This window comes from Streptomyces sp. M92, assembly GCF_028473745.1.
Taxonomy (GTDB): domain Bacteria; phylum Actinomycetota; class Actinomycetes; order Streptomycetales; family Streptomycetaceae; genus Streptomyces.
The window spans coordinates 1,880,839-1,903,897 of sequence record NZ_CP101137.1 but is presented as its reverse complement, the minus strand read 5'-3'; the positions used below and the strand labels follow the sequence as shown (position 1 = coordinate 1,903,897).

The window sequence follows — 23,059 nt, the reverse complement described above, 5'->3', positions numbered from 1 at the left end:
CGGGGTGCCGTACCCGGTGGACGAGTGCTAGAAATCGCACATGCCGCAAGGATCCTCTCAGCAGCCGCGTCCCCACCGGGTCGCCGTCATCGTCGACGAGGGCACCAATCCGTTCGAGGTCGGTTGCGCCACCGAGCTGTTCGGGCTGCCGCGTCCCGAGCTGGACTTGCCGGGGCCGCTGTACGAGGTGACGCTGTGCGGGCCGACACCGGGAATCCGGATGAACCACGGGTTCTTCACGCTCGCCGACGTGCCCGGCCTGGAGGCCGCGGACGGGGCCGACACGCTGGTCGTCCCCGGGCGGCCGGACAACGTCGTACCCCGCGGCCCGGCCGTCCTGGACGCCATCCGGCGCGCGCACGCGCGTGGCGCACGCATCGTCAGCCTGTGCACCGGCAGCTTCGCCCTCGCCGAGGCCGGGCTGCTGGACGGGCGGCGGGCCGCCACACACTGGTTGTGGGCGGACGCCTTCCGCCGACTGCACCCGCGGGTGCTGCTGGAGCCCGACGTGCTGTTCGTGGACGACGGTGACGTTCTCACCGCCGCGGGCAGCGCGGCGGCGCTCGACCTCGGACTGCACATCTGGCGCAAGGACCACGGCGCCGAGATCGCCAACGCCGTCTCCCGGCGGCTGGTGTTCGCCACCCACCGGGAGGGCGGGCAGCGGCAGTTCGTGGAGCGGCCGGTGCCCGATGTCCCCGACACGTCGCTGGCGCCCCTCCTGGAGTGGGCGCAGGGGCGCCTGCACGAGCCGCTGACCGTGACGGATCTCGCGGACCGCGCCGCGATGTCGCCGGCGACGCTGCACCGGCGTTTCCGGGCCCAGCTGGGAACGACGCCGCTCGCCTGGCTGACGGCCGAGCGCGTGACCCTCGCGCGGCGTCTCATCGAGCGCGGAGAAGAGCGGCTGGACGTGGTGGCGGACCGCAGCGGACTGGGCTCCGCCGCGAACCTCCGGGCGCAGCTGCGTCGCGAGACCGGGCTCAGCCCGTCGGCCTACCGGCGGCGTTTCGGAACCGACGCCGGGGAAGCGATCACGCCATGAGATTCCTCGTGTACGACCGGCTCCTCGGCTTCGGTGACGACTACTGGATCGAGGACGACAGCGGCAACAAGGTGTTCCTCGTGGACGGCAAGGCCATGCGGCTGCGGGACACCTGGGAGCTGAAGGACGCCCAGGGGCGGGTCCTCGTCGACATCCACCAGAAGATGCTCGCCCTGCGGGACACGATGGTGATCGAGCGGGACGGCGAGCCGCTGGCGCGCATCAAGCGCAAACGGCTGTCCCTCCTGCGCAACCACTACCGGGTCTCCCTGGCCGACGGCAACGAACTGGACGTCAGCGGCAAGATCCTCGACCGGGAGTTCGCCATCGAGTACGACGGCGAGCTGCTGGCCGTCGTCTCCCGGCGGTGGCTCACCCTCCGGGACACCTACGGCGTGGACGTCGTACGGGACGACGCCGACCCGGCGCTGCTGATCGCGCTGACGGTGTGCGTGATCCACCTCGCGGAGAAGGAGCGGGAGGAGGGGTGAGGGGCCCGGGGCGACGGGCCCGTTCGGGGCTCACGCCGTGCGGCGGACGGCGCGGGTGAGGAGCAGGGGCACGGCCAGGTGGTGCACCGGCGCGGCCAGGGCCCACAGCGCCCGGCCGGCCCGGCGCTCGTAGCGCGCGTACGTCGCCCAGAGCAGCCGCGTGTCGTCGAGGGTGACGACGTTGCGGACGGTCAGGGAGGGTGCGCGGGCCTCCAGGGCGATCCGGTCCGGCCCGGCCTCCACCCTGCGCCATCCCACCACGTGCCGCGCCGAGGAGCGCGGTCCCAGCCGCAGACCCAGCACGCCCGCCCAGCCCGTCCGGAAGAGCTCGCGCAGCGCCACCGGGACGTCCTCGAAGCTGGCGCGCACCCACTCCTCCGGTGTCAGCCGGGGCAGTCCGGCGGCCGGGAGCTCGAACGCCGTCGCGAAGGGGAAGCCGGCGGGGTCGACCCGGACACGGCGCACGGCAGGGGTACCGGTCGGTGCCATGCGCGGAATCCTAGCGGCGTGGGCGACCGGTCGGCCACAGTGCGTCACACCCTCATTACGGTTGGTGCCGCTAACGGCGCGGTGCCTCCAGCCCCAGCACCCGGTCCTTCAGCGCCGGGAACTGCTCCCGGGTCCGCACCACCTTCGCCGGGTCGAACTCCACCGTGAGGACCTCCTCCTCCGCGCCGGCCCGCGCCAGCACCTCGCCCCAGGGATCGACCACGATCGAGTGACCGGCCTGCGGAACCCCGGCGTGCGTCCCGGCCGTTCCGCAGGCGAGGACGAACGCCTGGTTCTCCACCGCGCGTGCCTGCGCCAGCAGCGTCCAGTGGGACCGGCGGCGCTCCGGCCAGCCCGCCGGGACGACCAGGGTCTCGGCACCGGCGTCGACGAGGCCGCGGAAGAGTTCGGGGAAACGGAGGTCGTAGCAGGTGGCGACGCCCAGGGTCGTCTCCGGCAGACGGACCGTCACCAGCTCGCGCCCGGCGCCCATCAGCACGGCCTCGCCCTTGTCGAAGCCGAAGCGGTGGATCTTGCGGTAGGCGGCGGCCAGGTCGCCGGTGGGGGAGAAGACGAGGGAGGTGTTGTAGAGCGTCCCGTCGGGGTCCCTCTCCGGCACGGAACCCGCGTGCAGCCACACGCCCGCGTCGCTCGCCGCCTTCGCCATCGCCTCGTACGTCGGACCCTGGAGCGGCTCGGCCGCCGTGCCGAACTCCTCGAAGGCGAAGGCGCCCGTGGTCCACAGCTCCGGCAGCACGACCAGGTCGGCGGCGCCCGCCTGATCCCGTACCAGGGACGCCACGCGCCGACGACGCGCTTCTGCCGATTCGCCCTCGTTCACGGCGATTTGGATCAAAGAGGCGCGCACACTACCACCGTCCTGGCATTCGAGCCGTCCACACGGGCCTACGATCGTCACACGAAAGCACTGCCGGGGTGCCGGACAGCAGCGTAACTTAGCGTTTCAAGACGCCCGCCGACCGCAGCCACCTCCCACTGGCACCGACGCCACAACCTGCCCGTGTACCGACCGCCGAGGGGTCCCGTTCCGTGAGTCTGCATCCCACCCTCCAGCCCTACGCCGACGCCTGGACTCACTCCATCGAGGCGATATCCGAGCTGGTCCAGCCGCTTGCGGAGGCAGAGTGGAACCGCCGCACGCCCTGCCCGGGCTGGTCGGTGCGCGACGTGGTCTCCCACGTCCTGGGCCTGGACTCCGAGATGCTCGGCGACCCGCGTCCCATCCACTCCCTCCCGCGCGACCTCTTCCACGTCACCAACGAGCACCAGCGCTACATGGAGATGCAGGTCGACGTCCGCCGCCACCACACGGCGCCGGAGATGACGTCCGAGCTCGAATACATGATCATCCGGCGCAACCGCCAGCTGCGGAACGAGTCGCGGGACCCCGGCACCAAGGTGCGCGGCCCGCTCGGCACCGAGCTGACCCTCGCGGAGGCCATGCGCCGGCACGCCTTCGACGTGTGGGCGCACGAGCAGGACCTGCGTACGGCCCTCGGCCGCCCCGGCAACCTGGACTCCCCCGGCGCGCACGTCACCCGTGACGTGCTGCTCGCCGAGCTGCCGGCGGTCGTCGCCGAGCGCGCGGACGCGCCGCGCAGCTCCGCCGTCGTCTTCGACGTCCACGGGCCGGTCGAGTTCCTGCGCACCATCCGCGTCGACATCCAGGGCCGCGGCACCCTGGAATCGTCCCCCGCCCTCGGTCCCGCCGCGACCCTCACCCTCGACTGGGAGACGTACGTCCGCCTGGCCTGCGGCCGCGTGACGCCGGAAGCGGCGGCGGACCGCGTCAAGACGGAGGGCGACCCGGATCTGACGGCGGCGATCCTGCGCCACTTCACGGTCACGCCCTAGCTGCGGGCAGTCGTGCCTCCCCCAGTGCCTGAACGGCCTGGGAGGTACCCCCAGGGGCGGCACGGGTGGGCGCAGCGGCACCCCGTCAGCGCCGGGCTGCGACCCGCCCCCGGCCCGTACCCACGCCGGGTGCCTATACAGGCACGTGCACCGTCTCCACCCGGCTCGCGTCCAACCGCTCCCGTTCCCTGCGCGCCGCCCGCTTGCGCAACCGCAGGATCTGCGACAGCCCCACCGCCTGCAGCACGAACACCGACGAGAAGGCGACGGCGTAGTCGTCCCCGGTCGCGTCCAGCAGCACGCCCACCGCGAACAGCGTGGTCATCGACGCCACGAACCCGCCCATGTTGGTGATCCCGGACGCCGTACCCTGCCGCTCCGGCGGGTTCGCCGGACGGGCGAAGTCGAAGCCGATCATCGACGCCGGCCCGCACGCCCCCAGCACCGTGCACAGCACGACCAGCAGCCACATCGGCGCCCGGTCGGCCGGGTAGGCGAGCGTCGCCGCCCACAGGGCCGCCGTCGCGCCCACCGTGCCGAGCGCCAGCGGCAGCCGCGCCGCGTGGTGCCGGGCGATGATCTGGCCGTAGACGAGGCCGACCGCCATGTTGGACAGGACGACGAGGGTGAGCAGTCCGCTCGCCGTCTCCCTCGTCAGCCCCTGCGCCTCCACCAGGAAGGGCATGCCCCACAGCAGCAGGAACACCATCGCCGGGAACTGGGTGGTGAAGTGCACCCACAGCCCGAGCCGCGTCCCCGGTTCGCGCCAGGACGTGACGATCTGGCGCCGTACGTACGCGGCGCCCTGGTGCCGCATCGGCTCCGGCTCGTGCCCTTCGGGGTGGTCCTTGAGGAAGAGCAGGAGCAGCACCAGCACCACGACACCGGCCAGCGCGCTGCCCGCGAACGCGGCCGTCCAGCCGATGCCGTGCAGCAGCCGGGCCAGGACCAGGGTGGAGACCAGGTTGCCCGCCATGCCGACCAGTCCGGCGAGCTGGGCGACCATCGGGCCGCGCCGGGCCGGGAACCAGCGGCTGCCCAGCCGCAGCACGCTGATGAAGGTCATCGCGTCGCCGCAGCCCAGCATCGCCCGGGAGGCGAGTGCCATGCCGTACGACGGGGAGAAGGCGAAGCCCAGCTGCCCGACCGTGAACAGCACCACGCCGATGCCGAGCACCTTCTTGGTGCCGAGCCGGTCGACGAGCAGGCCGACGGGTATCTGCATGCCGGCGTAGACCAGCAGCTGGAGGATGGAGAAGGTGGACAGGGCGGAGGCGTTGACGTGGAAGCGGTCGGCGGCGTCGAGGCCGGCCACGCCCAGGGACGTGCGGAAGATGACGGCGACGAAGTAGACGGAGACGCCGATGCCCCAGACGGCGATCGCGCGCCGGCCGCCTGGGGGTGCCCCCTCTGGGGGAGGATCGCCCGGCAGGGTCCGCCCCGCCGAGGTGGCCGAACTCATCGGACCTCACCCCGGGCCAGGTGAGAGAACCAGCCCACGTGCCGATGGACCACGCCGACCGCCGTGTCCGCGTCACCGGAGCGCAGCGCCTGAAGGATCTCCTCGTGCTCGGCGAGGGTCTTGGCGATGCGGTCGGGGTGGGAGTGCATGACGGCGACGCCCATGCGCAGCTGGCGGTCGCGGAGCTGGTCGTAGAGGCGGGAGAGGATCTCGTTGCCGCCGCTGCGGACGATCTCGGCGTGGAAGCAGCGGTCGGTGACGGAGGCGGCGGCGAAGTCTCCGGCGGCGGCCTGCTCCTTCTGCCGGGCGAGCAGTTCCTCCAGCCGCTCGACCAGACCGGGCGGCGCGGGTACGGCCTTGCGCGCCGCGTGCTCCTCCACCAGCAGCCGGGTCTCCACCACGTCGGCGATCTCCTGCGCGGAGACGGGCAGCACCAGGGCGCCCTTCTTCGGGTAGAGCCGGATCAGCCCCTCGACCTCCAGCCGCAGCAGCGCCTCGCGCACCGGTGTGCGGGACACGCCCACCGCTTCGGCGAGCTCGCCCTCGGTGAGCAGGGTCCCGCCCTCGTAGCGGCGCTCCAGGACGCCCTGCTTGACGTGGGTGTAGACGCGGTCCGCCGCTGGGGGCTGCTTCACTGCCGTAGTCATGCCGACAGGATAGATACAACAGGGACACAAGAAGGGTGCCGTCCACCATGCGGACGCCCGGCCACCCGCAGGAGGGACCCGGCGGCCACACCCCGCTGCCGCGCGGCCGTCCGTGCTATTCACATGTCACACGGGCGCGGCCGGACCCGCACCGACCACAACTCGGCAGCGCCCCAGGGGAATTGCGTTCCAGCATTCATGACAATCGGGGTACTCGACTTGATAAACGTCATTCCGGGCGCACGCCTGCGCAGAGCCACAGCCGTCGCCCTGACCAGCGGCGCCCTGCTCACGACCGGCGCCCTCGCCACCACGCCCGCGCAGGCCGCGCCCGCACAGGCCGCGCCCGCACAGGCCGCGCCCGCCCGGGAGGCGCCCGCGCGGGCGCCGCTCGCACCCGCCGCCGCCACACCGTCGATCGTCGCCAAGGGCGGCTTCGTGATGAACGACACGAGCGGCAGGGCGCTCTACACCAAGGCCGCGGACACCAAGCGTGCCACCGGCTCCACGACCAAGATCATGACCGCCAAGGTGGTGCTCGCGCAGCCCGGGCTGAACCTGGACGCCAAAGTCACGATCCAGATGGCGTACAGCGACTACATCGTCTCGAAGAACGCGTCCTCCGCCCGCCTCATCGTCGGCGACAAGGTGACGGTCCGGCAGCTGCTGTACGGCCTGATGCTGCCGTCGGGCTGCGACGCGGCGTACGCGCTCGCCGACCGGTTCGGTTCGGGGAAGACGCGCGGGGCCCGCGTGAAGTCGTTCATCGGCAAGATGAACGCGGAGGCGAAGAAGCTCGGCCTGAGGAACACCCGCTTCGACTCGTTCGACGGCATCGGCAACGGCAACAACTACTCCACGCCGCGCGACCTGACGAGACTGGCGAGCAGCGCGCTGCGGAACTCCACCTTCCGCACGATCGTGAAGACGAGGAAGTACACCGCCAGGACGGTCACCAGGAAGGGCGGCACCCGCACGATGGCGCCCTGGGTCAACACCAACACCCTGCTCGGCAGTTACAGCGGCGCGATCGGCGTCAAGACCGGCTCGGGCCCCGAGGCCAAGTACTGCCTGGTCTTCGCCGCGACCCGGAAGGGGAGGACCGTCGTCGGCACGGTGCTGACCTCCTCGTCGTCGGCGCAACGCGCCAAGGACGCCACGAAGCTCATGAACTACGGCTTCGCCAGGCTGAGCTGAGCCGGACCGACCGCAAGGGGTCCGTCGCGACCGCGACGGGCCCCTTGCCCGTTCCGGTACCCCTGCCTCTATGAAGCTTATGGTGATAGCGTCATTAGCACCATGCTGCTGAGTCTGGACACCACCGACACCCGCCCGCTGCACGAACAGGTCGCGGGCGCCGTACGGCGCGCCATCGCCGAGGGCGAGTGCGCCCCCGGGGACCGCCTGCCCTCCGCGCGCGACCTCTCGGCCGCGCTGGACATCAACGTCAACACGGTGCTGCGCGCCCTGCGCGGGCTGCGGGACGAGGGCCTGCTGGAGTTCCGCCGGGGCCGGGGGGTGACCGTCGCCGAGGGAGCCCGGCCGCACTCGGGCCTGCAGATCCGTGTGCGGGAGCTGGTCGCCGAGGCGGCTCGGCTGGGCTACAGCAGGACCGATCTCATCGACATGATCAGGGGGATGCCGTGAGGGACACGACGGTGGCGGTGCGGACGACGGCGGTGGTCTGGACGGTCGGTGTCACGGCCGTGCTGGCCGGGATGCCGCTCATGGTGCGGGGACGGCTGCCCGACCCGCTGGCGACCCACTGGGGGCTGAGCGGTGGAGTGCCCGACGGGTCGATGCCGCTGTGGGCGGCGTCCCTCTTCCCGGCGCTGATCTGGCTGCTCATGGCGGGGGTGACGCTCGGCCTGCTGCTGCGCGGCCGCACCGGGTCGCACCACCCGTGGACCGCCGCGACCCTGCTGCCCACCGGCATCGTGCTGGCCGGCTCCCAGGCCGCCCTCGTCCGGGCCAACCTGGACCGCGCCCACTGGCAGGAGGCCCGGCAGCCCACCGCGTGGATCGTCGCGGTCCTCGTCGCGGCCGTCGTCGCGGGAGTGGGCGCCTGGTTCGTCGCCACCCGGCGCCCGGCGGACACCGCGGCCGCCGGTGCCCACGCGTCCGGCGTACCGGCCCTGGACCTCCCCGACGGCCGACGGGTGGTGTGGTTCTCCCGGACCGCCAACCCCTGGCTCCGGCTGGTGGCCGCGGTGACCGGCCTGGCGGCCGCGGGGGCCCTCGTCGCCGTCGTCGGCGGCCTCGCGGACCCCGGCGGCCTGTGGGCGGCGTTCGCCGGCTGCGCCGTCGCGTCCCTGTCCTGCGCCCTGTTCTCCTCGGTGCAGGTGCGGGTCTCGGAGCGGGGCCTGGAGGTGTCCTTCGGCCCGTTCGGCCGGCCCGCGCGACGCTGGGCGCCCGGCGACATCGAGGCGGCGCGCGCCGAGGTCCGCTCTCCCGCCCAGGTGGGCGGCTGGGGTTACCGCGTCAGCGGCCTGGGCACCACGGTGATGCTGCGCGCCGGGGAGTGCCTGGTGATACGGCCCCGGGGGCGCCGTACTGACTTCGCGGTGAGCGTCGACGACGCGGAGCGGGGCGCGGCCCTGCTCAACGCGGTACGCGCGGGCCGGGCTTCCTGAGACCGGCGGTCAGCCGGTGACGCGGGACGACGGGGCCGGGCCGGCCGGTCACAGGGACTCCGCCCGCTCCCTGAGCGCCCGCAGGAAAGCGTCCGGTCGGTCGACGGACACGTAGACGGTGTCGACGGAGACGGCGTCACCGGTGCCGAGATCCATCGGCACCGGCGGGTCGAGGTGCAGCCGGACACTGGTCGTGCCGCCGAGTGAGCAGGCGACGGCGGTCGGCTCGGTGGGCACCCGGCGCAGGCCGCGGCCGGGGATCGTCCGCAGGGTGAGGGCCGCCGAGCGCACCGCCGTACGCGGCAGGCCGAGGCTGCCCATGAAGCCGGTGTGCAGGACGACCCGGGACGCGGTGACCGTGTGCGGGTACCGGGCGAGCGCCGCCAGGACGCCGAAGCCGGTGAGTACGAGGGCGGCTTCCGCGAGCGCGTGGAACGGCCGGGCCGGCGGCGGCAGGATCCCGGAGAGGAGGAAGGCCACCGGGATCTCGGTGAGCGTCAGGGCCAGGACCATGGCGCGCAGTTCGCAGGAGTGGCGCACCGCCGTCGTCCCCGGGGCGGCGTGGGCCGGCGGGCGGCGGGCGGCGACGGCGAGGAGGGACCGGTACAGGATGTGCGCCCGGTGGCGCACAGGCGGCTTCAAGGTCACCTCGGGCACAGCTCTCCGACCTCCTGACCGGCGGTGGACGGGCGGCCGGCCGGCCCCTTGGTCCAGCTTCGGCCGCCGGGGCCACCGGGACCAGTGACATACGTCATCGGCGGGCCGGGAACGACGGAGCCGCACACCCCGGGCGGGGCGCGCGGCTGCGTCTCTCGTGCGCTGCCGGTGGATCAGGCCCAGGTGAGCAGCCGCTTCGGCTGCTCCAGGATGGCCGCGACGTCGGCGAGCACCTTGGAACCCAGCTCGCCGTCGACCAGGCGGTGGTCGAAACTCAGTGCCAGCGTGGTCACCTGACGCGGCTTCACCTTGCCCTTGTGGACCCACGGCTGGAGCTTGATCGCACCGACCGCGAGGATCGCGGACTCGCCCGGGTTGAGGATCGGCGTGCCGGTGTCGACGCCGAAGACGCCGACGTTGGTGATGGTCACCGTGCCGCCCTGCATCCCGGCCGGGGAGGTCTTGCCCTCCCGGGCCGTCGACACCAGCTCGCCCAGGGACTCGGCCAGCTGCGGAAGCGTCTTGGCGTGGGCGTCCTTGATGTTCGGGACGATCAGGCCGCGCGGGGTCGCGGCGGCGATGCCCAGGTTGACGTAGTGCTTGACCACGATCTCCTGCGCCGCCTCGTCCCAGGAGGCGTTGACCTCCGGATTGCGCCGGATCGCCACCAGCAGGGCCTTGGAGACGAGCAGGAGCGGATTCACCCGCAGACCCGCGAACTCCTTGTCCTGCTTCAGCTCCTCGACCAGCTTCATCGTGCGCGTCACGTCGACCGTCACGAACTCGGTCACGTGCGGCGCGGTGAACGCCGAGCCGACCATCGCCGCCGCCGTCGCCTTGCGCACGCCCTTGACCGGGACGCGGGTCTCGCGCGCCGTGTCGTACGACACCGCCGCCGGGGCCGGGGACGCGGCCGCGGAGGCGGCGGGGGCGGGGGCGGGGGCGGCGGGGGCCCGGTCGGCCGGTGCCGCCTGCGGTTCGGCGGCCTGCGTGGCGGCGACCGCCGCGTGCACGTCCTCGCGGGTGACGACGCCGTCCGGGCCGGTCGGGGTGACCGTGGCCAGGTCGACGCCGAGGTCCTTGGCCAGCTTGCGCACCGGGGGCTTGGCGAGCGGGCGCTCGCGGGTGGCCGGCGCGGCCGGACCGTGGCCGTTCATCTCGGCCTGGATCGCGGCGGACGCCGCCGGTACCTCCTGGGCCGGGACCTGGGCGCCCTTGCGGGGGCGGCGACGGGTCGAGGAGGTGGACACCCCGTACCCGACCAGGACCGGCTGGCGGGCCTCGGGCTTCTTCTCCTCCGCGGCGCCGGTCGTCGCGGCCGGTGCGGCTGCCGGAGCGGCGGCCGTCTCCTCGACGGCCTCCTGTGCCGGCTCCGCCGCGGCCCCGCCGCCGACGGCCACCGCGATGATCGACGTGCCCACGTCGACCGTGGTGCCCTCGGGGAAGTGCAGCTCGCGCACCACACCGTCGTAGGGGATGGGCAGTTCGACGGCGGCCTTCGCCGTCTCGACCTCGCACACCACCTGGCCGTCGGTGACCGTGTCACCGGGCTGTACGTACCACTTGAGGATCTCGGCCTCGGTGAGTCCCTCGCCCACGTCGGGCATCTTGAACTCGCGCACGGACCCTTCAGTCATCGTCGTCACGACCCTCTCCTCAGTACGCCAGCGAGCGGTCGACGGCGTCCAGCACCCGGTCCAGGTCCGGCAGGTACTCCTCCTCCAGACGCGCCGGCGGATACGGCGCGTGGTAGCCGCCGACCCTCAGGACCGGGGCCTCCAGGTGGTAGAAGCAGCGCTCCGTGATCCGGGCCGCGATCTCCGCGCCCGAGCCCAGGAACACCGGTGCCTCGTGGACCACGACCAGGCGGCGGGTCTTCTCCACCGAGGTCTGGACCGTGTCGAAGTCGACCGGGGAGATCGAGCGCAGGTCCACGACCTCCAGGGAGCGCCCCTCCTCGGCCGCCGCGTCCGCGACCTCCTGGCAGAGCTTCACCATCGGGCCGTACGCGGCCAGCGTGAGGTCGGTGCCCTCGCGCACCACCCGCGCGGCGTGCAGCGGGCCCGGGATCGCCTCGGCGTCGACCTCGGCCTTGTCCCAGTACCGGCGCTTGGGCTCGAAGTAGATCACCGGGTCGTCGCTCTGGATGGCCTGCTGCATCATCCAGTAGGCGTCCGCCGCGTTCGACGGGGAGACCACCTTCAGGCCGGCGACGTGCGCGAACAGCGCCTCCGGGGACTCGGAGTGGTGCTCGACCGCGCCGATGCCGCCGCCGTAGGGGATGCGGATGACGACGGGCAGCTTGACCTTGCCCAGCGAGCGGGCGTGCATCTTGGCCAGCTGCGTGACGATCTGGTCGTAGGCCGGGAAGACGAAGCCGTCGAACTGGATCTCCACCACCGGGCGGTACCCGCGCAGGGCCAGGCCGATGGCGGTGCCGACGATGCCGGACTCGGCCAGCGGGGTGTCGATGACCCGGTCCTCGCCGAAGTCCTTCTGCAGGCCGTCGGTGACCCGGAAGACACCGCCGAGCTTGCCGACGTCCTCGCCCATGATCAGGACCTTGGGGTCCGACTCCAGCGCGCGGCGCAGCGACTCGTTGATCGCCTTGGCCAGCGCCATCTTTTCGGCTGCCATGTCAGACCCCCTCGGCCTCTGCGAACGACGCCTGGTAGGCGGCGAACCGGGCCCGCTCCTCGTCGACGAGCGCGTGCCCGTCCGCGTACACATTCTCGAAGATGGCGAAACGGTCCGGGTCCGGCATGGCACGGACCACTTCGCGCACTCGTTTGCCCAACGCCTCGCTCTCCGCCTCCAGTTCCGCGAAGAATCCCTCGTCCGCGTGGTTTGCGGACTCCAGGAAGCGGCGAAGGCGCAGGATCGGGTCCTTGGCCTCCCAGGCGGCACGCTCGTCGTCGTGCCGGTAGCGCGAGGGGTCGTCCGAGGTGGTGTGGGCGCCCATGCGGTACGTGTACGCCTCGATCAGCGCCGGTCCCTCACCGCGCCGGGCGCGGTCCAGGGCCCAGCGGGTGACCGCGAGGGAGGCGAGGACGTCGTTGCCGTCGACGCGGACGCCGGGGAAGCCGAAGCCCTGGGCGCGCTGGTAGAGCGGCACCCGGGTCTGCTTCTCGTTGGACTCGGAGATCGCCCACTGGTTGTTCTGGCAGAAGAACACCACGGGGGCGTTGTAGACGGCGGCGAAGTTGAACGCCTCGCTGACGTCGCCCTGGCTGGAGGCGCCGTCGCCGAAGTACGCGATCACGCCCGAGTCCGCGCCGTCCTTGGCCACGCCCATGGCGTAGCCGGTGGCGTGCAGCGCCTGCGAGCCGATGACGATCGTGTAGAGGTGGAAGTTGTTGCTGTTGGGGTCCCAGCCGCCGTTGTTCACACCGCGGAACATGCCGAGGAGATTGGTCGGGTCGACGCCGCGGCACCAGGCGACGCCGTGCTCGCGGTAGGTCGGGAAGACGTAGTCGTCGTCCCGGGTGGCCCGGCCGGAGCCGATCTGGGCGGCCTCCTGGCCCAGCAGCGAGGCCCACAGGCCCAGCTCGCCCTGGCGCTGCAGAGCGGTGGCCTCGGCGTCGAAGCGCCGGGTGAGCACCATGTCGCGGTACAGGCCGCGCAGCTCGTCGGGGGTGATGTCGGCGACGTACTGGGCGTACTCGGCGTAAGCGGAGTCGCCGGCGGTCTCGATCCGTTCGCCCTCGGGCGTCAGCAGCTGCACCAGCTCCGTCTCGGAGCCCTTCGCTGCGGCGGCGCCGGTCTTGCGGGTGGTACGGGTGCGCTTGGCGCCGGTGGTGCCAGCCTTGCCGCCGGTCGTACCGGCCGCCTTGCTTCCGGCGCTGCGTCGCGGCTTGCGCGCGGCAGTGCTCTCGGTCACGTGTGCTCCTCCGTCGGTCCGGCCCCCGGGTTCGCCGGAAGCCAGTGCGGCTCACCTGCGGCCCGGCGGACGCACAAGGGTGGGTGCGGCCCGTTCGGGAACAGGCGTGACAGGTGCCCCGGCGAGCGCCCTGCGAACAGCACGTTACCCAGTGCTCCACAATTCTGTGAAACCCCTCCTGACCTGCGTTTTTACTCGGATTTCCAAGTAAATCGGCGAAGTATGGAAGTTTTACTGGTCACAGCCTCGCAGGGGGCCGGAACAACGGCACGTTATCCCGGCCACCCCGGGCACGGGAAGAGTCGGTGTGTGAGACTGACCGCGTGCGCGAAGACGGAAAAGTCCGGGTATTCCTCCTCGACGACCACGAGGTAGTGCGCCGCGGGGTGCACGATCTGCTCTCGGGCGAGCCCGACATCGAGGTGGTGGGCGAGGCCGGTACGGCGGCCGACGCGCTGGCCCGGGTCCCGGCCGCCCGGCCCGACGTCGCGGTGCTGGACGTCCGGCTGCCCGACGGCAGCGGCGTGGAGGTCTGCCGCGAGATCCGCTCCCGCGACGAGTCCGTCCGGTGCCTCATGCTGACCTCCTTCGCGGACGACGAGGCGCTCTTCGACGCGATCATGGCGGGCGCCTCCGGGTACGTCCTCAAGGACATCCGGGGCGCCGAGCTGCTGGGCGCCGTCCGGGAGGTGGCCGCGGGCAAGTCGCTGCTCGACCCGGCGGCCACCGCGCGGGTGCTGGAGCGGCTGCGCGACGGCGGCACCCGCACCGACGACCGGCTCGCCCGCCTCACCGAGCAGGAGCGGCGCATCCTGGACCTGATCGGCGAGGGAATGACCAACCGAGCGATCGGCGAGAGACTGCACCTCGCCGAAAAAACGATCAAGAATTACGTGTCGAGTCTGCTGGCCAAACTCGGAATGCAGCGGCGTTCCCAGGCGGCGGCCTTCGTGGCCCGGTTGCAGGCCGAGAACCGCTGACCGCCGCTGACAGGACTTTATTCGGGACTTACGTCCCTTCATGCGGGGGCGGGCGCCTCTGTTCCCCTTTCCGTCCGCCCGCGCACAGTGGACGCATGCCCTCCGACGCACAGCTCGCCGTCGGCCTGCTCGGCCGCACCGCCTACGGCCGGGCGGCCACCACCATGCGAGCCTTGCCCTTCCTCGCCACCGCGCGGCACATCGTGGCCGACGGCCGGGTCCTGCTGCGCATGCCGAGGAGCTGCGGATACCACCAGGTGTGCGCCGGGAGCGTCGTGGCGTACGGCGCGGACAACCTCGGCTCGGCCGCGCCCGGTGAGAGCGTGTGGACCGTGCAGGTCGTGGGGCGGTGCGAGACGCACGAGCCGAGCGCCGCCGAGATCGACCGGTTCGGTCCGGCGCCGGGCCGGGTGGACGGTGAGCCGTTCGAGCCGGTCTACCTGCGGATCGAGCCGCGGTTCGGGTCGGTGCACGTGACGGAGGGGCCCGCCGGGGTGCTGTGACGGCCGGTGGGGCGACCGGGAAACGCAGACGCGCGCGTGGAGCCCGGTTCGGGCCGCACGCGCGCGTGGGGGTCGTTCGGTCAGTTGCCGCCTTCGCCGCCCTCGGAACCGCCCGGAGCGCCGGTGCCGCCGCCCTCGGTGCCACCGCTGTCGCCCGGCGGAGACTCGCCGGTGCCCGGAGACTCGCCGGTGCCGGGGGACTCGCCCGTGCCCGGGGATTCGCCGGTGCCCGGGGAATCCCCACCGTCCGGCGGTGTGGCCGGCGCGCTCTCGCCGCCCGACGGCTCCCCCGACGCGCTCTCGGACGGCGTGTACGACGGCGAGTAGGGCTCGTCGTCCCAGTCCCCGCCGGTGCCCCCGCTGCCGTTGTTCCGGTCCGTCTCCGGGTCGGTGTTCTCCTGCGTCTCCTCGTCGCTCGGCGAAGGGCTGGAGGACTCGCTGTCGGTGCTCTGCGAGGTGGACGCCGACGGACTGTTGTCCGTCTTCGTGCCGCCCTGCTCGCCCCCGCCGTTGTTCATGGCCAGCGCGACGCCCGCGGCGATGGCGATCACCGCCAGGACGGCCAGGATCCACAGCTTGCCGCGTCCGCTGCCCCGGTTGCCGTGGCCCTCGAAACCGCCGTCGTCGCCCCCGCCGTAGCCGTTCGGCAGGATCGGCTGGGGGATCTGCTGGGTGCCGGAGGCGCCGTGGTCGGGATGCGGCAGCACCGTCGTGCCCGCGAGCCCGGCCGCCGGGGCGTGCCGGCCGTCGTGCGCGGCGACCGGGCCGGTGTTCCAGGTGCCGGTGTGACCGCCCTGCTCGTACAGCATCTGCAGCCCGTACTGGACCAGGCCGCGCATCTCCTCGGCGGTCTGGAAGCGGTCGTCGGGCTCCTTGGCCAGCGAGCGCATCACCAGTCCGTCGAGCTCCGGCGGCGAGGCGTCGGAGGCCTCGGACGGCGGGGTCGGGATGTCCTGGACGTGCTGGTAGACCACCGACAGCGGGGTCTCGCCGGTGAACGGCGGGCGCAGCGCGAGGAGTTCGTAGAGCAGGCAGCCCGTCGCGTACAGGTCGGAGCGGTGGTCGACCGCCTTGCCGAGAGCCTGCTCCGGGGAGAGGTACTGCGGGGTGCCCATGACCATGCCGGTCTGCGTCATCGTCGTGGACGCGCCGTGCAGGGCGCGGGCGATGCCGAAGTCCATCACCTTCACCGCGCCGTTGTTGGTGATGATGACGTTGGCGGGCTTGATGTCGCGGTGCACGATGCCGTGCTGGTGCGAGTAGGCCAGCGCCTCCAGGACGCCGGAGACGATGATCAGCGCCTGCTCGGGGCCGGGCGCCTCGGCGTTGAGGAGGAGGTCGCGGATGGTGCGGCCCTCGACGATCTCCATCACGATGTACGGCACGGACTGACCGCCGACGAAGTCCTCGCCGGAGTCGTAGACGGCCACGATGGCGTGGTGGTTGAGCCCGGCCACCGACTGCGCCTCGCGCGTGAAGCGGGCCTTGGAGACCGGGTCCTCGGCGAGGTCGGCGCGGAGCAGCTTGACCGCCACGGTGCGCCCGAGGCGGACGTCCTCGGCGGCGAACACCTCGGCCATGCCGCCCCGCCCGAGTCTCCGGGTCAGCCGGTACCGGCCGTCGCCGACCAGGCCGCCGTTGCCCCAGTTCTCCGGCGCTTCAGACATACCGCCGCCAGATGCCTCGGGTTCGGACGGGCCCTGGGCGCGCTGCTGCTGTGCCATCAGTCCTCGCCGTCGTTTCTGCCCGCGGTACGCGCGGTGTTGTTACGGTCTCCGTCGGCCACGCTACAGCCTCCGCGCAAGCCTCTGGTCCGAGACGGGCTGCCGGGACCGGCATCGAGACGGACCGGTCATGAAACCCTGGCTCCGCGCTGCCGTGCAAATTCGGTGTACCGGTGGTACGCCGGCTGTAACGCTTCCGCGACGCTTCTTTCGCGTACGGTCACGGAACGGGCACCGCGCTTGACGTGTCAGTGCCCTCGGGCAGACTTGGCCGGGAATAGCACTTTCGATCACGAAGCGTGCGTGCCGCCGCCAACGGCGCCGACGCCTATGGGGGACGCAGACACATGAGCCAGGACGCCGGACAGGGCCGGTACGCGGGGCGCGCGCTCGCCGGCGGCCGCTACCAGCTGCGCGACTTGCTCGGCGAGGGCGGCATGGCCTCGGTGCACCTGGCGTACGACTCGGTGCTGGACCGGCAGGTCGCGATCAAGACGCTCCACACCGAGCTGGGGCGGGAACAGGCCTTCCGCGAGCGCTTCCGCCGCGAGGCCCAGGCAGTGGCCAAGCTCACGCACACCAACATCGTCTCCGTCTTCGACACCGGCGAGGACGACCTGGGCGGCATGACGACGCCGTACATCGTCATGGAGTACGTCGAGGGCCGGCCGCTCGGCTCGGTGCTCGACGAGGACGTCCGGCAGCAGGGCGCGATGCCCGCCGACAAGGCGCTGAAGATCACCGCGGACGTGCTGGCGGCGCTGGAGATCAGCCACGAGATGGGGCTGGTCCACCGCGACATCAAGCCGGGCAACGTGATGATGACCAAGCGCGGCGTGGTCAAGGTCATGGACTTCGGCATCGCCCGCGCCATGCAGTCCGGCGTGACGTCGATGACGCAGACCGGCATGGTCGTGGGCACCCCGCAGTACCTCTCGCCGGAACAGGCCCTCGGCCGAGGCGTGGACGCCCGTTCCGACCTCTACTCGGTCGGCATCATGCTCTTCCAGCTGGTCACCGGGCGCCTCCCGTTCGACGCGGACTCGCCGCTGGCCATCGCGTACGCGCACGTGCAGGAGGAGCCGGTCGCGCCCTCGTCGGTCAACCGCGCGCTGCCCCCGGCCGTGGACGCCCTGGTGGCCCGCGCGCTGAAGAAGAACCCCAACGAGCGTTTCCCCAGCGCCGAGGCCATGCGCGACGAGTGCCAGCGGGTGGCGGCCTCCTTCCAGGCGGCCGCGCCGAACATCGTGCCCGGCGCGCAGACCTCCAGCGGCGCGGGCGTCGGCTCCGCGGTGTTCCCGCCGGTCGACCAGAGCACCCCGGCGCCGACGGGCCCGGTCCAGACGCCGTACCAGCCGACGCCGAACCCGGGCCCCAACCCGTACGGCACGCCCGCCCCCACGCCGTCGCCGGCGTACGGCTACCCGCAGCAGGGCGGCTACCAGGCCCCGGCCGCGTCGCCGTACGGGCAGCAGCACCCGCAGGGCGCGCACACCCCGCCGCCGTACAACCTCACGCCCTCCGCGCCCGCCTCGGGTTCCGGGGTCGGCCGCAAGAGCAACAAGATGATGGTCGTCGGCGCGATCGCGGTCGCCGTCCTGGTCGTCGGCGGCGGCCTGATCGGCGCGCTGGCCATGAACGACGGCGGGGAGGACCCCAAGGGCGGGGACACCACCGCGAGCGGCTCCCCGTCACCGTCGAAGGCGGAGGGCTACCGCGGGCCGGACAAGACGAAGACCATCGAGAAGGACGAGTGCACGGAGCCCCAGGAGTCGTACAACGACCCTGACAAGATCAAGGTGCCGGACTTCACCTTCAAGTACATCGGCTCGGTCAAGGAGTGCTTCCAGGCCGCCGGCTGGTCGATGGAGGTCGTCGAGGTCGACGAGAACACCTACGGCGAGGGCTCGGTCCGGGACCAGTTCCCGGTGGCCGGTACGGACGTCGACCCCGACCCCGACAAGATGCCGACGATCCAGCTCAAGGTGTCGACGGGCAACCCGCCGTCCTCCTGATCAGGCGCTGGTCGCACCCGCGCGACGAAGGGCCCGGCGGCCGGTGCCGCCGGGCCCTTCGCGTCGTCGTCGGGGTGTTCGCTGACGTTCTCCGGGTGCTACAGGTAGGGGCCGCCGGTGCGGCCGCCGGGGTGCGGCTCCTCGCCCTCCGGGCCGGCGCCCGGCGGCAGCGCCCGGCGCATCTGCTCCAGCTGGGCCCGCGCGGCCATCTGCTGGGCGAACAGCGTGGTCTGGATGCCGTGGAAGAGGCCCTCCAGCCAGCCGACCAGCTGTGCCTGGGCGATCCGCAGTTCCGCGTCGGTCGGGGTCGCGCCGTCCGTGAACGGCAGGGACAGCCGCTCCAGCTCCTCGACCAGCTCGGGGGCCAGTCCGTCCTCCAGCTCCTTCACCGAGCTGGCGTGGATCTCCTTGAGCCGGGCCCGGCTCGCCTCGTCCAGGGGCGCTACACGCACCTCCTCCAGCAGCTGCTTGATCATGCTGCCGATCCGCATGACCTTGGCAGGCTGCTCCACCTGCTCGGTCACCGGAATCTCCCGGGAGTCGTCGTCTCCCCCGCCGCCGCTGAGCGCCATTCCGTCCTGGCCGACGACCAGGATCTGGGGGTTCTCCGGCGACCTGTCGTTCCTCGGCATCTCCATGCCGACATTCTCTCGCACCCGTACGCCTCGACAGGGTGGTGCCCCCGCATTCGGGGACGTCCGGAATGCCGGGAAGGCTGAATGATGTGAGGCTTGTTCCGTCGAACTCATCACCGGGAGGGGGGCACGGGCGTGAATCCATGGCTGCGCTCTCTGCGAGCGACGGGGTTGGTGGGGGTGCTGGGGGTGGGTGCGCTGGTGTCGCCGTGCGGGGCGGGAGCGGCGTACGCCACCGGGTTCACGGGGGCGGGAGCCGCCGTGGCACCGTCCCCGACGGTCCCGGCCGCCGCCCCGGGGAAGGCCGCCGCCCCGGGCAGGCCTTCCGGGCCGGACGGCTCCAAGGACGACGACGGCCCCGGGAGGGAGGGCGCCGGGGAGAGCGGGTCCAAGGGGGACGGCTCCGAAGGGGGCAGCTCCGTGGGGGACGGTTCCAAGGGGGACGGTCCCGAGGAAGACGAGCGCCCCCGGGGACAGAACGGTCATGACGGCCCGGGCGGCCCGGGCGCCGGTCCCGCCGACGACGACGGCGAGGGCGACGGGCCGGCCTCCTCGGCGCCGTCGGGCGGCGCGGGGCGCGGTACCGCTTCGTCCTCCCCGTCGTCCTCCGCGTCCGCCGCCGCCACGGCCGACCCGGAGCCCTCCCGGGCGGGGAGCGGCCCGGGTGAGGGGCGGCAGCGGCCCGGGCGCCCCGAGGGCCCCGGGCCGGAGCGGGACGACGCGGACGAGGGCGGCGGCCTGCGGGCGGAGGACGAGGGCGGGGATCCGGCCGACGACGCGGTCCCTGTCGTGCCGTCCCGGGAAGCCGGCCCGGTCCCCTCCGCGGCCCCGTCCGGCCCGCGGGCCGGCACCCACGCCGACCAGGCCGCCGGGGGCGTACCGCGGGTCCTGCCGCTGGGCACCGGCCTGGTCCTGGTCGGCCTGGGGCTGGCCCTCGCCTTCGTCGGCCTCCGCCTGCGGCGCGGCTGAACCGCCGCCGCTACGAGGTGACCAGCAGGACCTTGCCGATGTGCCCGCTCTCCTCCACGACCCGGTGGGCGCCCGGGGCGTCGCTCATCGGGAGCTCACGGTCCACGACCGGACGGACGTGCCCTGCGGCCAGCAGCGGCCAGACGTGCTCGCGGACGGCCGCCACGATCGCCGCCTTCTCCTCCAGGGGGCGGGCGCGCAGCGAGGTCGCGCTGACGGCGGCGCGCTTGGCGAGGAGCGCGCCGATGTTGAGCTCGCCCTTGCGGCCGCCCTGCATGCCGATGATGGCGAGGCGGCCGTTGACGGCGAGCGCCTGGACGTTGCGGTCCAGGTACTTGGCGCCCATGTTGTCGAGGATGACGTCCGCGCCCGCACCGCCGGTGGCGTCCTTCACCTCGGCGACGAAGTCCTGCTCCCGGTAGTTGATCAGGATGTCGGCGCCGAGCTCGGCGCAGCGTTCCAGCTTCTCCTTGGTGCCCGCCGTCACGGCGACCTTCGCGCCGACGGCCTTGGCCAGCTGGATCGCCATGGTGCCGATGCCGCTGGAGCCGCCGTGCACGAGGAGCGTCTCGCCGGGGCGCAGGTGGGCCACCATGAAGACGTTCGACCAGACGGTGCAGACCACCTCGGGCAGCGCGGCCGCCTCCCTCAGGCCGACGCCCTCCGGCACCGGCAGCAGCTGACCGGCCGGGACGGCGACCTTCTGGGCGTAGCCGCCGCCCGCGAGCAGTGCGCACACCTCGTCGCCGACGGACCAGCCGGACACGCCGGGACCGAGCGCGGCGACCCGTCCGGAGCACTCCAGGCCGGGGTAGGGGGAGGAGCCCGGCGGGGGGTCGTAGAAGCCCTGGCGCTGCATGATGTCGGCGCGGTTGACGGCACTGGCCACCACCTCGACCAGGACCTCGCCCTCGCCGGGCACCGGGTCGGGGACCTCGGCCCAGGTCAGCGCCTCGGGGCCACCGGGTTCGGAAATCGTGATCGCATGCATGGGGGCGACGCTACTCCTCCGCCCCCGGCCGGGACCCCGTGCCCGGGTCCGTGGTCGCAGAGCCCTGCGACTTTGGGACCGTCCGTGGGAAAAAGCCTGTGCGCGACCGATGAATTCGCGCGACGGTAAAGGTCTTCCCATGCGTAGTCCAAGAACGCGGAAGGACCATCGATGAGCACGCACACGTCCGGACTCGCGATCGAGACCGCGGGCCTGGTGAAGACGTTCGGCGAGACCCGGGCCGTGGACGGCGTCGACCTCGCCGTGCCCGCCGGCACGGTCTACGGCGTCCTCGGGCCGAACGGCGCCGGCAAGACCACCACGGTGAAGATGCTCGCCACCCTTCTGCGGCCGGACGGCGGCCAGGCCCGCGTCTTCGGCCGCGACGTCGTGCGCGAGGCGGACGAGGTGCGCAGCCGGGTGAGCCTCACCGGTCAGTACGCGTCCGTGGACGAGGACCTCACCGGCATCGAGAACCTGATCCTGCTGGGCCGCCTCCTCGGTCACGGCAAGACGGCCGCGCGGCAGCGCGGCGAGCAGCTGCTGGAGGCCTTCGGGCTGACCGACGCGGCGGCCAGGCAGGTCAAGCACTACTCGGGCGGCATGCGGCGGCGCATCGACATCGCCGCGTCCATCCTCAACACGCCCGACCTGCTCTTCCTCGACGAGCCGACCACCGGCCTGGACCCGCGCAGCCGCAACCAGGTGTGGGACATCGTGCGCGCGGTCGTCGCCCAGGGCACGACCGTGCTGCTGACCACGCAGTACCTGGACGAGGCCGACCAGCTGGCCTCCCGCATCGCCGTCATCGACAAGGGGCGGGTGATCGCCGAGGGCACCAAGGGCGAGCTGAAGGCGTCCGTCGGGGCCGGATCGGTGCACCTGCGGCTGCGGGACGCGGACCAGCGGCCGGAGGCCGAGCGGCTGCTGCGGGACCTGCTGGTCGCCGAGGTGCAGCTGGAGCCCGACCCGGTGGCGCTGACCGCGCGGCTCGCGGTGACGGCCGGCGACGCGGCCGCCGACCAGGCCGCGAAAGCGCTCGGCGAGCTGACGCGGGCCGGCATCACCGTCGACAACTTCTCCCTGGGACAGCCCAGCCTCGACGAGGTCTTCCTGGCGCTGACCGGGCACGACACCGGTCAGGGTGGCGATGACGCCACCGGGGCCGGCCCCGACACCGACACGAAGGACGAGGTGGCGGCATGAGCACGGCCACGAGCACCGAGGGCAAGGAGCTCTCCGCGGTCAGCACCGAGTCGCTGGCGGCTCTGCTGGTCGCCAAGGAGCGGCCGCCGCGGCCCAGCGCCCTGTCGACCTCGCTGACGTTCGGCTGGCGCGCGATCCTCAAGATCAAGCACGTGCCGGAGCAGCTCTTCGACGTCACCGCCTTCCCGATCATGAACCTGCTGATGTTCACGTACCTCTTCGGCGGTGCGCTGGCGGGCTCGCCCAGTGACTACATCCAGTTCGTGCTGCCGGGCATCCTCGTGATGTCGGTCGTCATGATCACGATGTACACCGGGGTCTCGGTCAACATCGACATCGAGAAGGGCGTCTTCGACCGGTTCCGCTCGCTGCCCATCTGGCGGCCCTCGGCGATGGTCGGCTATCTGCTCGGCGACGCGCTGCGCTACACGATCGCGTCCGTGATCATGCTCGTCGTGGGCCTGCTCCTCGGCTACCGGCCCGACGGCGGGTTCGGCGGTGTAGTCGCCGGGATCGCGCTGCTGCTGCTCTTCTCGTTCGCGTTCTCGTGGATCTGGACGATGTTCGGGCTGATGCTGCGCACCGAGAAGTCGGTGATGAGCGTCAGCATGATGGTGATCTTCCCGCTCACCTTCCTGTCCAACGTCTTCGTCGACCCGAAGACGATGCCGGGCTGGCTGCAGGCGTTCGTCAACAACAGCCCGATCACCCACCTGGCGTCCGCGGTGCGCGGGCTGATGGCGGGCGAGTGGCCCGGCGCGGAGATCGCCTGGACGCTGGGCTGGGCCGGTGTGCTGCTGCTGGTCTTCGGGCCGATCACCATGCGGCTGTACAACCGCAAGTGATCCGGCCGGTAC

The 23,059-nt window shown here is 72.5% G+C and carries 23 protein-coding genes; 12 read left to right on the top strand and 11 right to left on the bottom strand.

The genetic code is table 11. The features are described 5' to 3' along the window. Positions 1-40 precede the first annotated feature (40 nt). Both M6G08_RS08625 and M6G08_RS08620 read left to right on the top strand, forming a co-directional pair. Complete coding sequence (locus M6G08_RS08625; protein ID WP_272586584.1) at positions 41-1,045, top strand: helix-turn-helix domain-containing protein; 1,005 nt, start codon at positions 41-43, stop codon at positions 1,043-1,045. Further along, positions 1,042-1,536, top strand: coding sequence for an LURP-one-related/scramblase family protein (locus M6G08_RS08620; RefSeq protein WP_272586583.1), 495 nt, complete (start codon positions 1,042-1,044; stop codon positions 1,534-1,536). The genes M6G08_RS08625 and M6G08_RS08620 overlap by 4 nt, the downstream gene beginning before the upstream one ends. A 30-nt stretch (positions 1,537-1,566) precedes the next feature. Here the strand turns inward: M6G08_RS08620 and M6G08_RS08615 are convergent, their stop codons facing one another. Both M6G08_RS08615 and M6G08_RS08610 read right to left on the bottom strand, forming a co-directional pair. Beyond that, complete coding sequence (locus M6G08_RS08615; protein WP_272586582.1) at positions 1,567-2,025, bottom strand: DUF2867 domain-containing protein; 459 nt, start codon at positions 2,023-2,025, stop codon at positions 1,567-1,569. A gap of 70 nt (positions 2,026-2,095) precedes the next feature. Next, positions 2,096-2,893, bottom strand: a complete 798-nt coding sequence (locus M6G08_RS08610; protein ID WP_272586581.1) for a carbon-nitrogen family hydrolase — start codon at positions 2,891-2,893, stop codon at positions 2,096-2,098. Positions 2,894-3,075: 182 nt separating this feature from the next. Between M6G08_RS08610 and M6G08_RS08605 the strand changes: the two genes are divergently transcribed. Then, the gene (locus M6G08_RS08605; RefSeq protein WP_272586580.1) at positions 3,076-3,900 is read left to right on the top strand and encodes a maleylpyruvate isomerase family mycothiol-dependent enzyme; all 825 of its coding nucleotides are present in this window, start codon (positions 3,076-3,078) and stop codon (positions 3,898-3,900) included. 133 nt (positions 3,901-4,033) lie between these two features. Here M6G08_RS08605 and M6G08_RS08600 read toward each other — a convergent pair whose 3' ends face one another. Together M6G08_RS08600 and M6G08_RS08595 are read right to left on the bottom strand one after the other, a co-directional pair. Beyond that, positions 4,034-5,362, bottom strand: coding sequence for an MFS transporter (locus M6G08_RS08600; protein ID WP_272586579.1), 1,329 nt, complete (start codon positions 5,360-5,362; stop codon positions 4,034-4,036). Further along, on the bottom strand, positions 5,359-6,009 hold the full coding sequence (locus tag M6G08_RS08595) for a GntR family transcriptional regulator (RefSeq protein ID WP_272586578.1): 651 nt from the start codon (positions 6,007-6,009) through the stop codon (positions 5,359-5,361). The genes M6G08_RS08600 and M6G08_RS08595 overlap by 4 nt, the downstream gene beginning before the upstream one ends. 198 nt (positions 6,010-6,207) lie before the next feature. Here M6G08_RS08595 and M6G08_RS08590 point away from each other — a divergent pair, with 198 nt between their 5' ends. The 3 genes from M6G08_RS08590 to M6G08_RS08580 all read left to right on the top strand — a co-directional run bounded on the left by M6G08_RS08590 (position 6,208) and on the right by M6G08_RS08580 (position 8,642). Further along, positions 6,208-7,206 (top strand): D-alanyl-D-alanine carboxypeptidase family protein, encoded by a 999-nt coding sequence (locus tag M6G08_RS08590; RefSeq protein WP_272586577.1) that lies wholly within the window; start codon positions 6,208-6,210, stop codon positions 7,204-7,206. Positions 7,207-7,308: 102 nt separating this feature from the next. Beyond that, positions 7,309-7,656 (top strand): GntR family transcriptional regulator, encoded by a 348-nt coding sequence (locus M6G08_RS08585; protein WP_272586576.1) that lies wholly within the window; start codon positions 7,309-7,311, stop codon positions 7,654-7,656. Then, positions 7,653-8,642, top strand: coding sequence for a DUF1648 domain-containing protein (locus tag M6G08_RS08580; protein WP_272586575.1), 990 nt, complete (start codon positions 7,653-7,655; stop codon positions 8,640-8,642). The genes M6G08_RS08585 and M6G08_RS08580 overlap by 4 nt, the downstream gene beginning before the upstream one ends. Before the next feature lie 48 nt (positions 8,643-8,690). Here M6G08_RS08580 and M6G08_RS08575 read toward each other — a convergent pair whose 3' ends face one another. The 4 genes from M6G08_RS08575 to pdhA all read right to left on the bottom strand — a co-directional run bounded on the left by M6G08_RS08575 (position 8,691) and on the right by pdhA (position 13,179). After that, positions 8,691-9,299, bottom strand: coding sequence for a hypothetical protein (locus M6G08_RS08575; protein ID WP_272586574.1), 609 nt, complete (start codon positions 9,297-9,299; stop codon positions 8,691-8,693). A 173-nt stretch (positions 9,300-9,472) separates the two neighbouring features. After that, positions 9,473-10,936 (bottom strand): dihydrolipoamide acetyltransferase family protein, encoded by a 1,464-nt coding sequence (locus M6G08_RS08570; protein WP_272591292.1) that lies wholly within the window; start codon positions 10,934-10,936, stop codon positions 9,473-9,475. 19 nt (positions 10,937-10,955) lie between these two features. After that, the gene (locus M6G08_RS08565; RefSeq protein WP_272591291.1) at positions 10,956-11,921 is read right to left on the bottom strand and encodes an alpha-ketoacid dehydrogenase subunit beta; all 966 of its coding nucleotides are present in this window, start codon (positions 11,919-11,921) and stop codon (positions 10,956-10,958) included. A 16-nt stretch (positions 11,922-11,937) separates the two neighbouring features. Next, a complete protein-coding gene (gene pdhA, locus M6G08_RS08560; protein ID WP_272586573.1) occupies positions 11,938-13,179 on the bottom strand; it encodes a pyruvate dehydrogenase (acetyl-transferring) E1 component subunit alpha in 1,242 nt (413 codons plus the stop codon). A 323-nt stretch (positions 13,180-13,502) separates the two neighbouring features. On the opposite strand from pdhA, the gene M6G08_RS08555 reads away from it, so the two are divergent. Next, positions 13,503-14,159: a response regulator gene (locus M6G08_RS08555; RefSeq protein WP_272586572.1), complete on the top strand. Its 657-nt coding sequence runs from the start codon at positions 13,503-13,505 to the stop codon at positions 14,157-14,159. Positions 14,160-14,254: 95 nt separating this feature from the next. Further along, positions 14,255-14,662, top strand: coding sequence for a pyridoxamine 5'-phosphate oxidase family protein (locus tag M6G08_RS08550; protein WP_217244784.1), 408 nt, complete (start codon positions 14,255-14,257; stop codon positions 14,660-14,662). An 80-nt stretch (positions 14,663-14,742) separates the two neighbouring features. Here M6G08_RS08550 and M6G08_RS08545 read toward each other — a convergent pair whose 3' ends face one another. Next, positions 14,743-16,386 (bottom strand): protein kinase domain-containing protein, encoded by a 1,644-nt coding sequence (locus M6G08_RS08545; RefSeq protein ID WP_272586571.1) that lies wholly within the window; start codon positions 16,384-16,386, stop codon positions 14,743-14,745. Positions 16,387-16,733: 347 nt separating this feature from the next. Here M6G08_RS08545 and M6G08_RS08540 point away from each other — a divergent pair, with 347 nt between their 5' ends. Then, positions 16,734-18,401: a protein kinase domain-containing protein gene (locus M6G08_RS08540; protein ID WP_272586570.1), complete on the top strand. Its 1,668-nt coding sequence runs from the start codon at positions 16,734-16,736 to the stop codon at positions 18,399-18,401. 98 nt (positions 18,402-18,499) lie between these two features. Here the strand turns inward: M6G08_RS08540 and M6G08_RS08535 are convergent, their stop codons facing one another. After that, positions 18,500-19,039: a bacterial proteasome activator family protein gene (locus tag M6G08_RS08535; protein ID WP_272586569.1), complete on the bottom strand. Its 540-nt coding sequence runs from the start codon at positions 19,037-19,039 to the stop codon at positions 18,500-18,502. A gap of 258 nt (positions 19,040-19,297) precedes the next feature. Here M6G08_RS08535 and M6G08_RS08530 point away from each other — a divergent pair, with 258 nt between their 5' ends. Further along, a complete protein-coding gene (locus M6G08_RS08530; RefSeq protein WP_272586568.1) occupies positions 19,298-20,005 on the top strand; it encodes a hypothetical protein in 708 nt (235 codons plus the stop codon). 10 nt (positions 20,006-20,015) lie between these two features. Here the strand turns inward: M6G08_RS08530 and M6G08_RS08525 are convergent, their stop codons facing one another. Continuing rightward, complete coding sequence (locus M6G08_RS08525) at positions 20,016-20,996, bottom strand: NAD(P)H-quinone oxidoreductase (RefSeq protein ID WP_272586567.1); 981 nt, start codon at positions 20,994-20,996, stop codon at positions 20,016-20,018. A gap of 171 nt (positions 20,997-21,167) precedes the next feature. Here M6G08_RS08525 and M6G08_RS08520 point away from each other — a divergent pair, with 171 nt between their 5' ends. Further along, positions 21,168-22,202, top strand: a complete 1,035-nt coding sequence (locus tag M6G08_RS08520; RefSeq protein WP_272586566.1) for an efflux ABC transporter ATPase subunit, DrrA-related — start codon at positions 21,168-21,170, stop codon at positions 22,200-22,202. Continuing rightward, the gene (locus M6G08_RS08515) at positions 22,199-23,047 is read left to right on the top strand and encodes an ABC transporter permease (RefSeq protein ID WP_272586565.1); all 849 of its coding nucleotides are present in this window, start codon (positions 22,199-22,201) and stop codon (positions 23,045-23,047) included. The genes M6G08_RS08520 and M6G08_RS08515 overlap by 4 nt, the downstream gene beginning before the upstream one ends. The last annotated feature ends 12 nt before the right edge of the window (positions 23,048-23,059 follow it).

Excerpts from the sequence above, each read along its gene's own strand:
- M6G08_RS08570 (WP_272591292.1), bottom strand. The coding sequence starts at position 10,936 with ATGACTGAAGGGTCCGTGCGCGAGTTCAAGATGCCCGACGTGGGCGAG.
- M6G08_RS08550 (WP_217244784.1), top strand. The coding sequence starts at position 14,255 with ATGCCCTCCGACGCACAGCTCGCCGTCGGCCTGCTCGGCCGCACCGCC.
- M6G08_RS08585 (WP_272586576.1), top strand. The coding sequence starts at position 7,309 with ATGCTGCTGAGTCTGGACACCACCGACACCCGCCCGCTGCACGAACAG.
- M6G08_RS08595 (WP_272586578.1), bottom strand. The coding sequence starts at position 6,009 with ATGACTACGGCAGTGAAGCAGCCCCCAGCGGCGGACCGCGTCTACACC.
- M6G08_RS08625 (WP_272586584.1), top strand. The coding sequence starts at position 41 with ATGCCGCAAGGATCCTCTCAGCAGCCGCGTCCCCACCGGGTCGCCGTC.
- M6G08_RS08620 (WP_272586583.1), top strand. The coding sequence starts at position 1,042 with ATGAGATTCCTCGTGTACGACCGGCTCCTCGGCTTCGGTGACGACTAC.
- M6G08_RS08615 (WP_272586582.1), bottom strand. The coding sequence starts at position 2,025 with ATGGCACCGACCGGTACCCCTGCCGTGCGCCGTGTCCGGGTCGACCCC.
- M6G08_RS08600 (WP_272586579.1), bottom strand. The coding sequence starts at position 5,362 with ATGAGTTCGGCCACCTCGGCGGGGCGGACCCTGCCGGGCGATCCTCCC.
- M6G08_RS08535 (WP_272586569.1), bottom strand. The coding sequence starts at position 19,039 with ATGGAGATGCCGAGGAACGACAGGTCGCCGGAGAACCCCCAGATCCTG.
- M6G08_RS08540 (WP_272586570.1), top strand. The coding sequence starts at position 16,734 with ATGAGCCAGGACGCCGGACAGGGCCGGTACGCGGGGCGCGCGCTCGCC.
- M6G08_RS08515 (WP_272586565.1), top strand. The coding sequence starts at position 22,199 with ATGAGCACGGCCACGAGCACCGAGGGCAAGGAGCTCTCCGCGGTCAGC.
- M6G08_RS08545 (WP_272586571.1), bottom strand. The coding sequence starts at position 16,386 with ATGGCACAGCAGCAGCGCGCCCAGGGCCCGTCCGAACCCGAGGCATCT.
- M6G08_RS08525 (WP_272586567.1), bottom strand. The coding sequence starts at position 20,996 with ATGCATGCGATCACGATTTCCGAACCCGGTGGCCCCGAGGCGCTGACC.
- M6G08_RS08590 (WP_272586577.1), top strand. The coding sequence starts at position 6,208 with ATGACAATCGGGGTACTCGACTTGATAAACGTCATTCCGGGCGCACGC.
- M6G08_RS08520 (WP_272586566.1), top strand. The coding sequence starts at position 21,168 with ATGAGCACGCACACGTCCGGACTCGCGATCGAGACCGCGGGCCTGGTG.
- M6G08_RS08565 (WP_272591291.1), bottom strand. The coding sequence starts at position 11,921 with ATGGCGCTGGCCAAGGCGATCAACGAGTCGCTGCGCCGCGCGCTGGAG.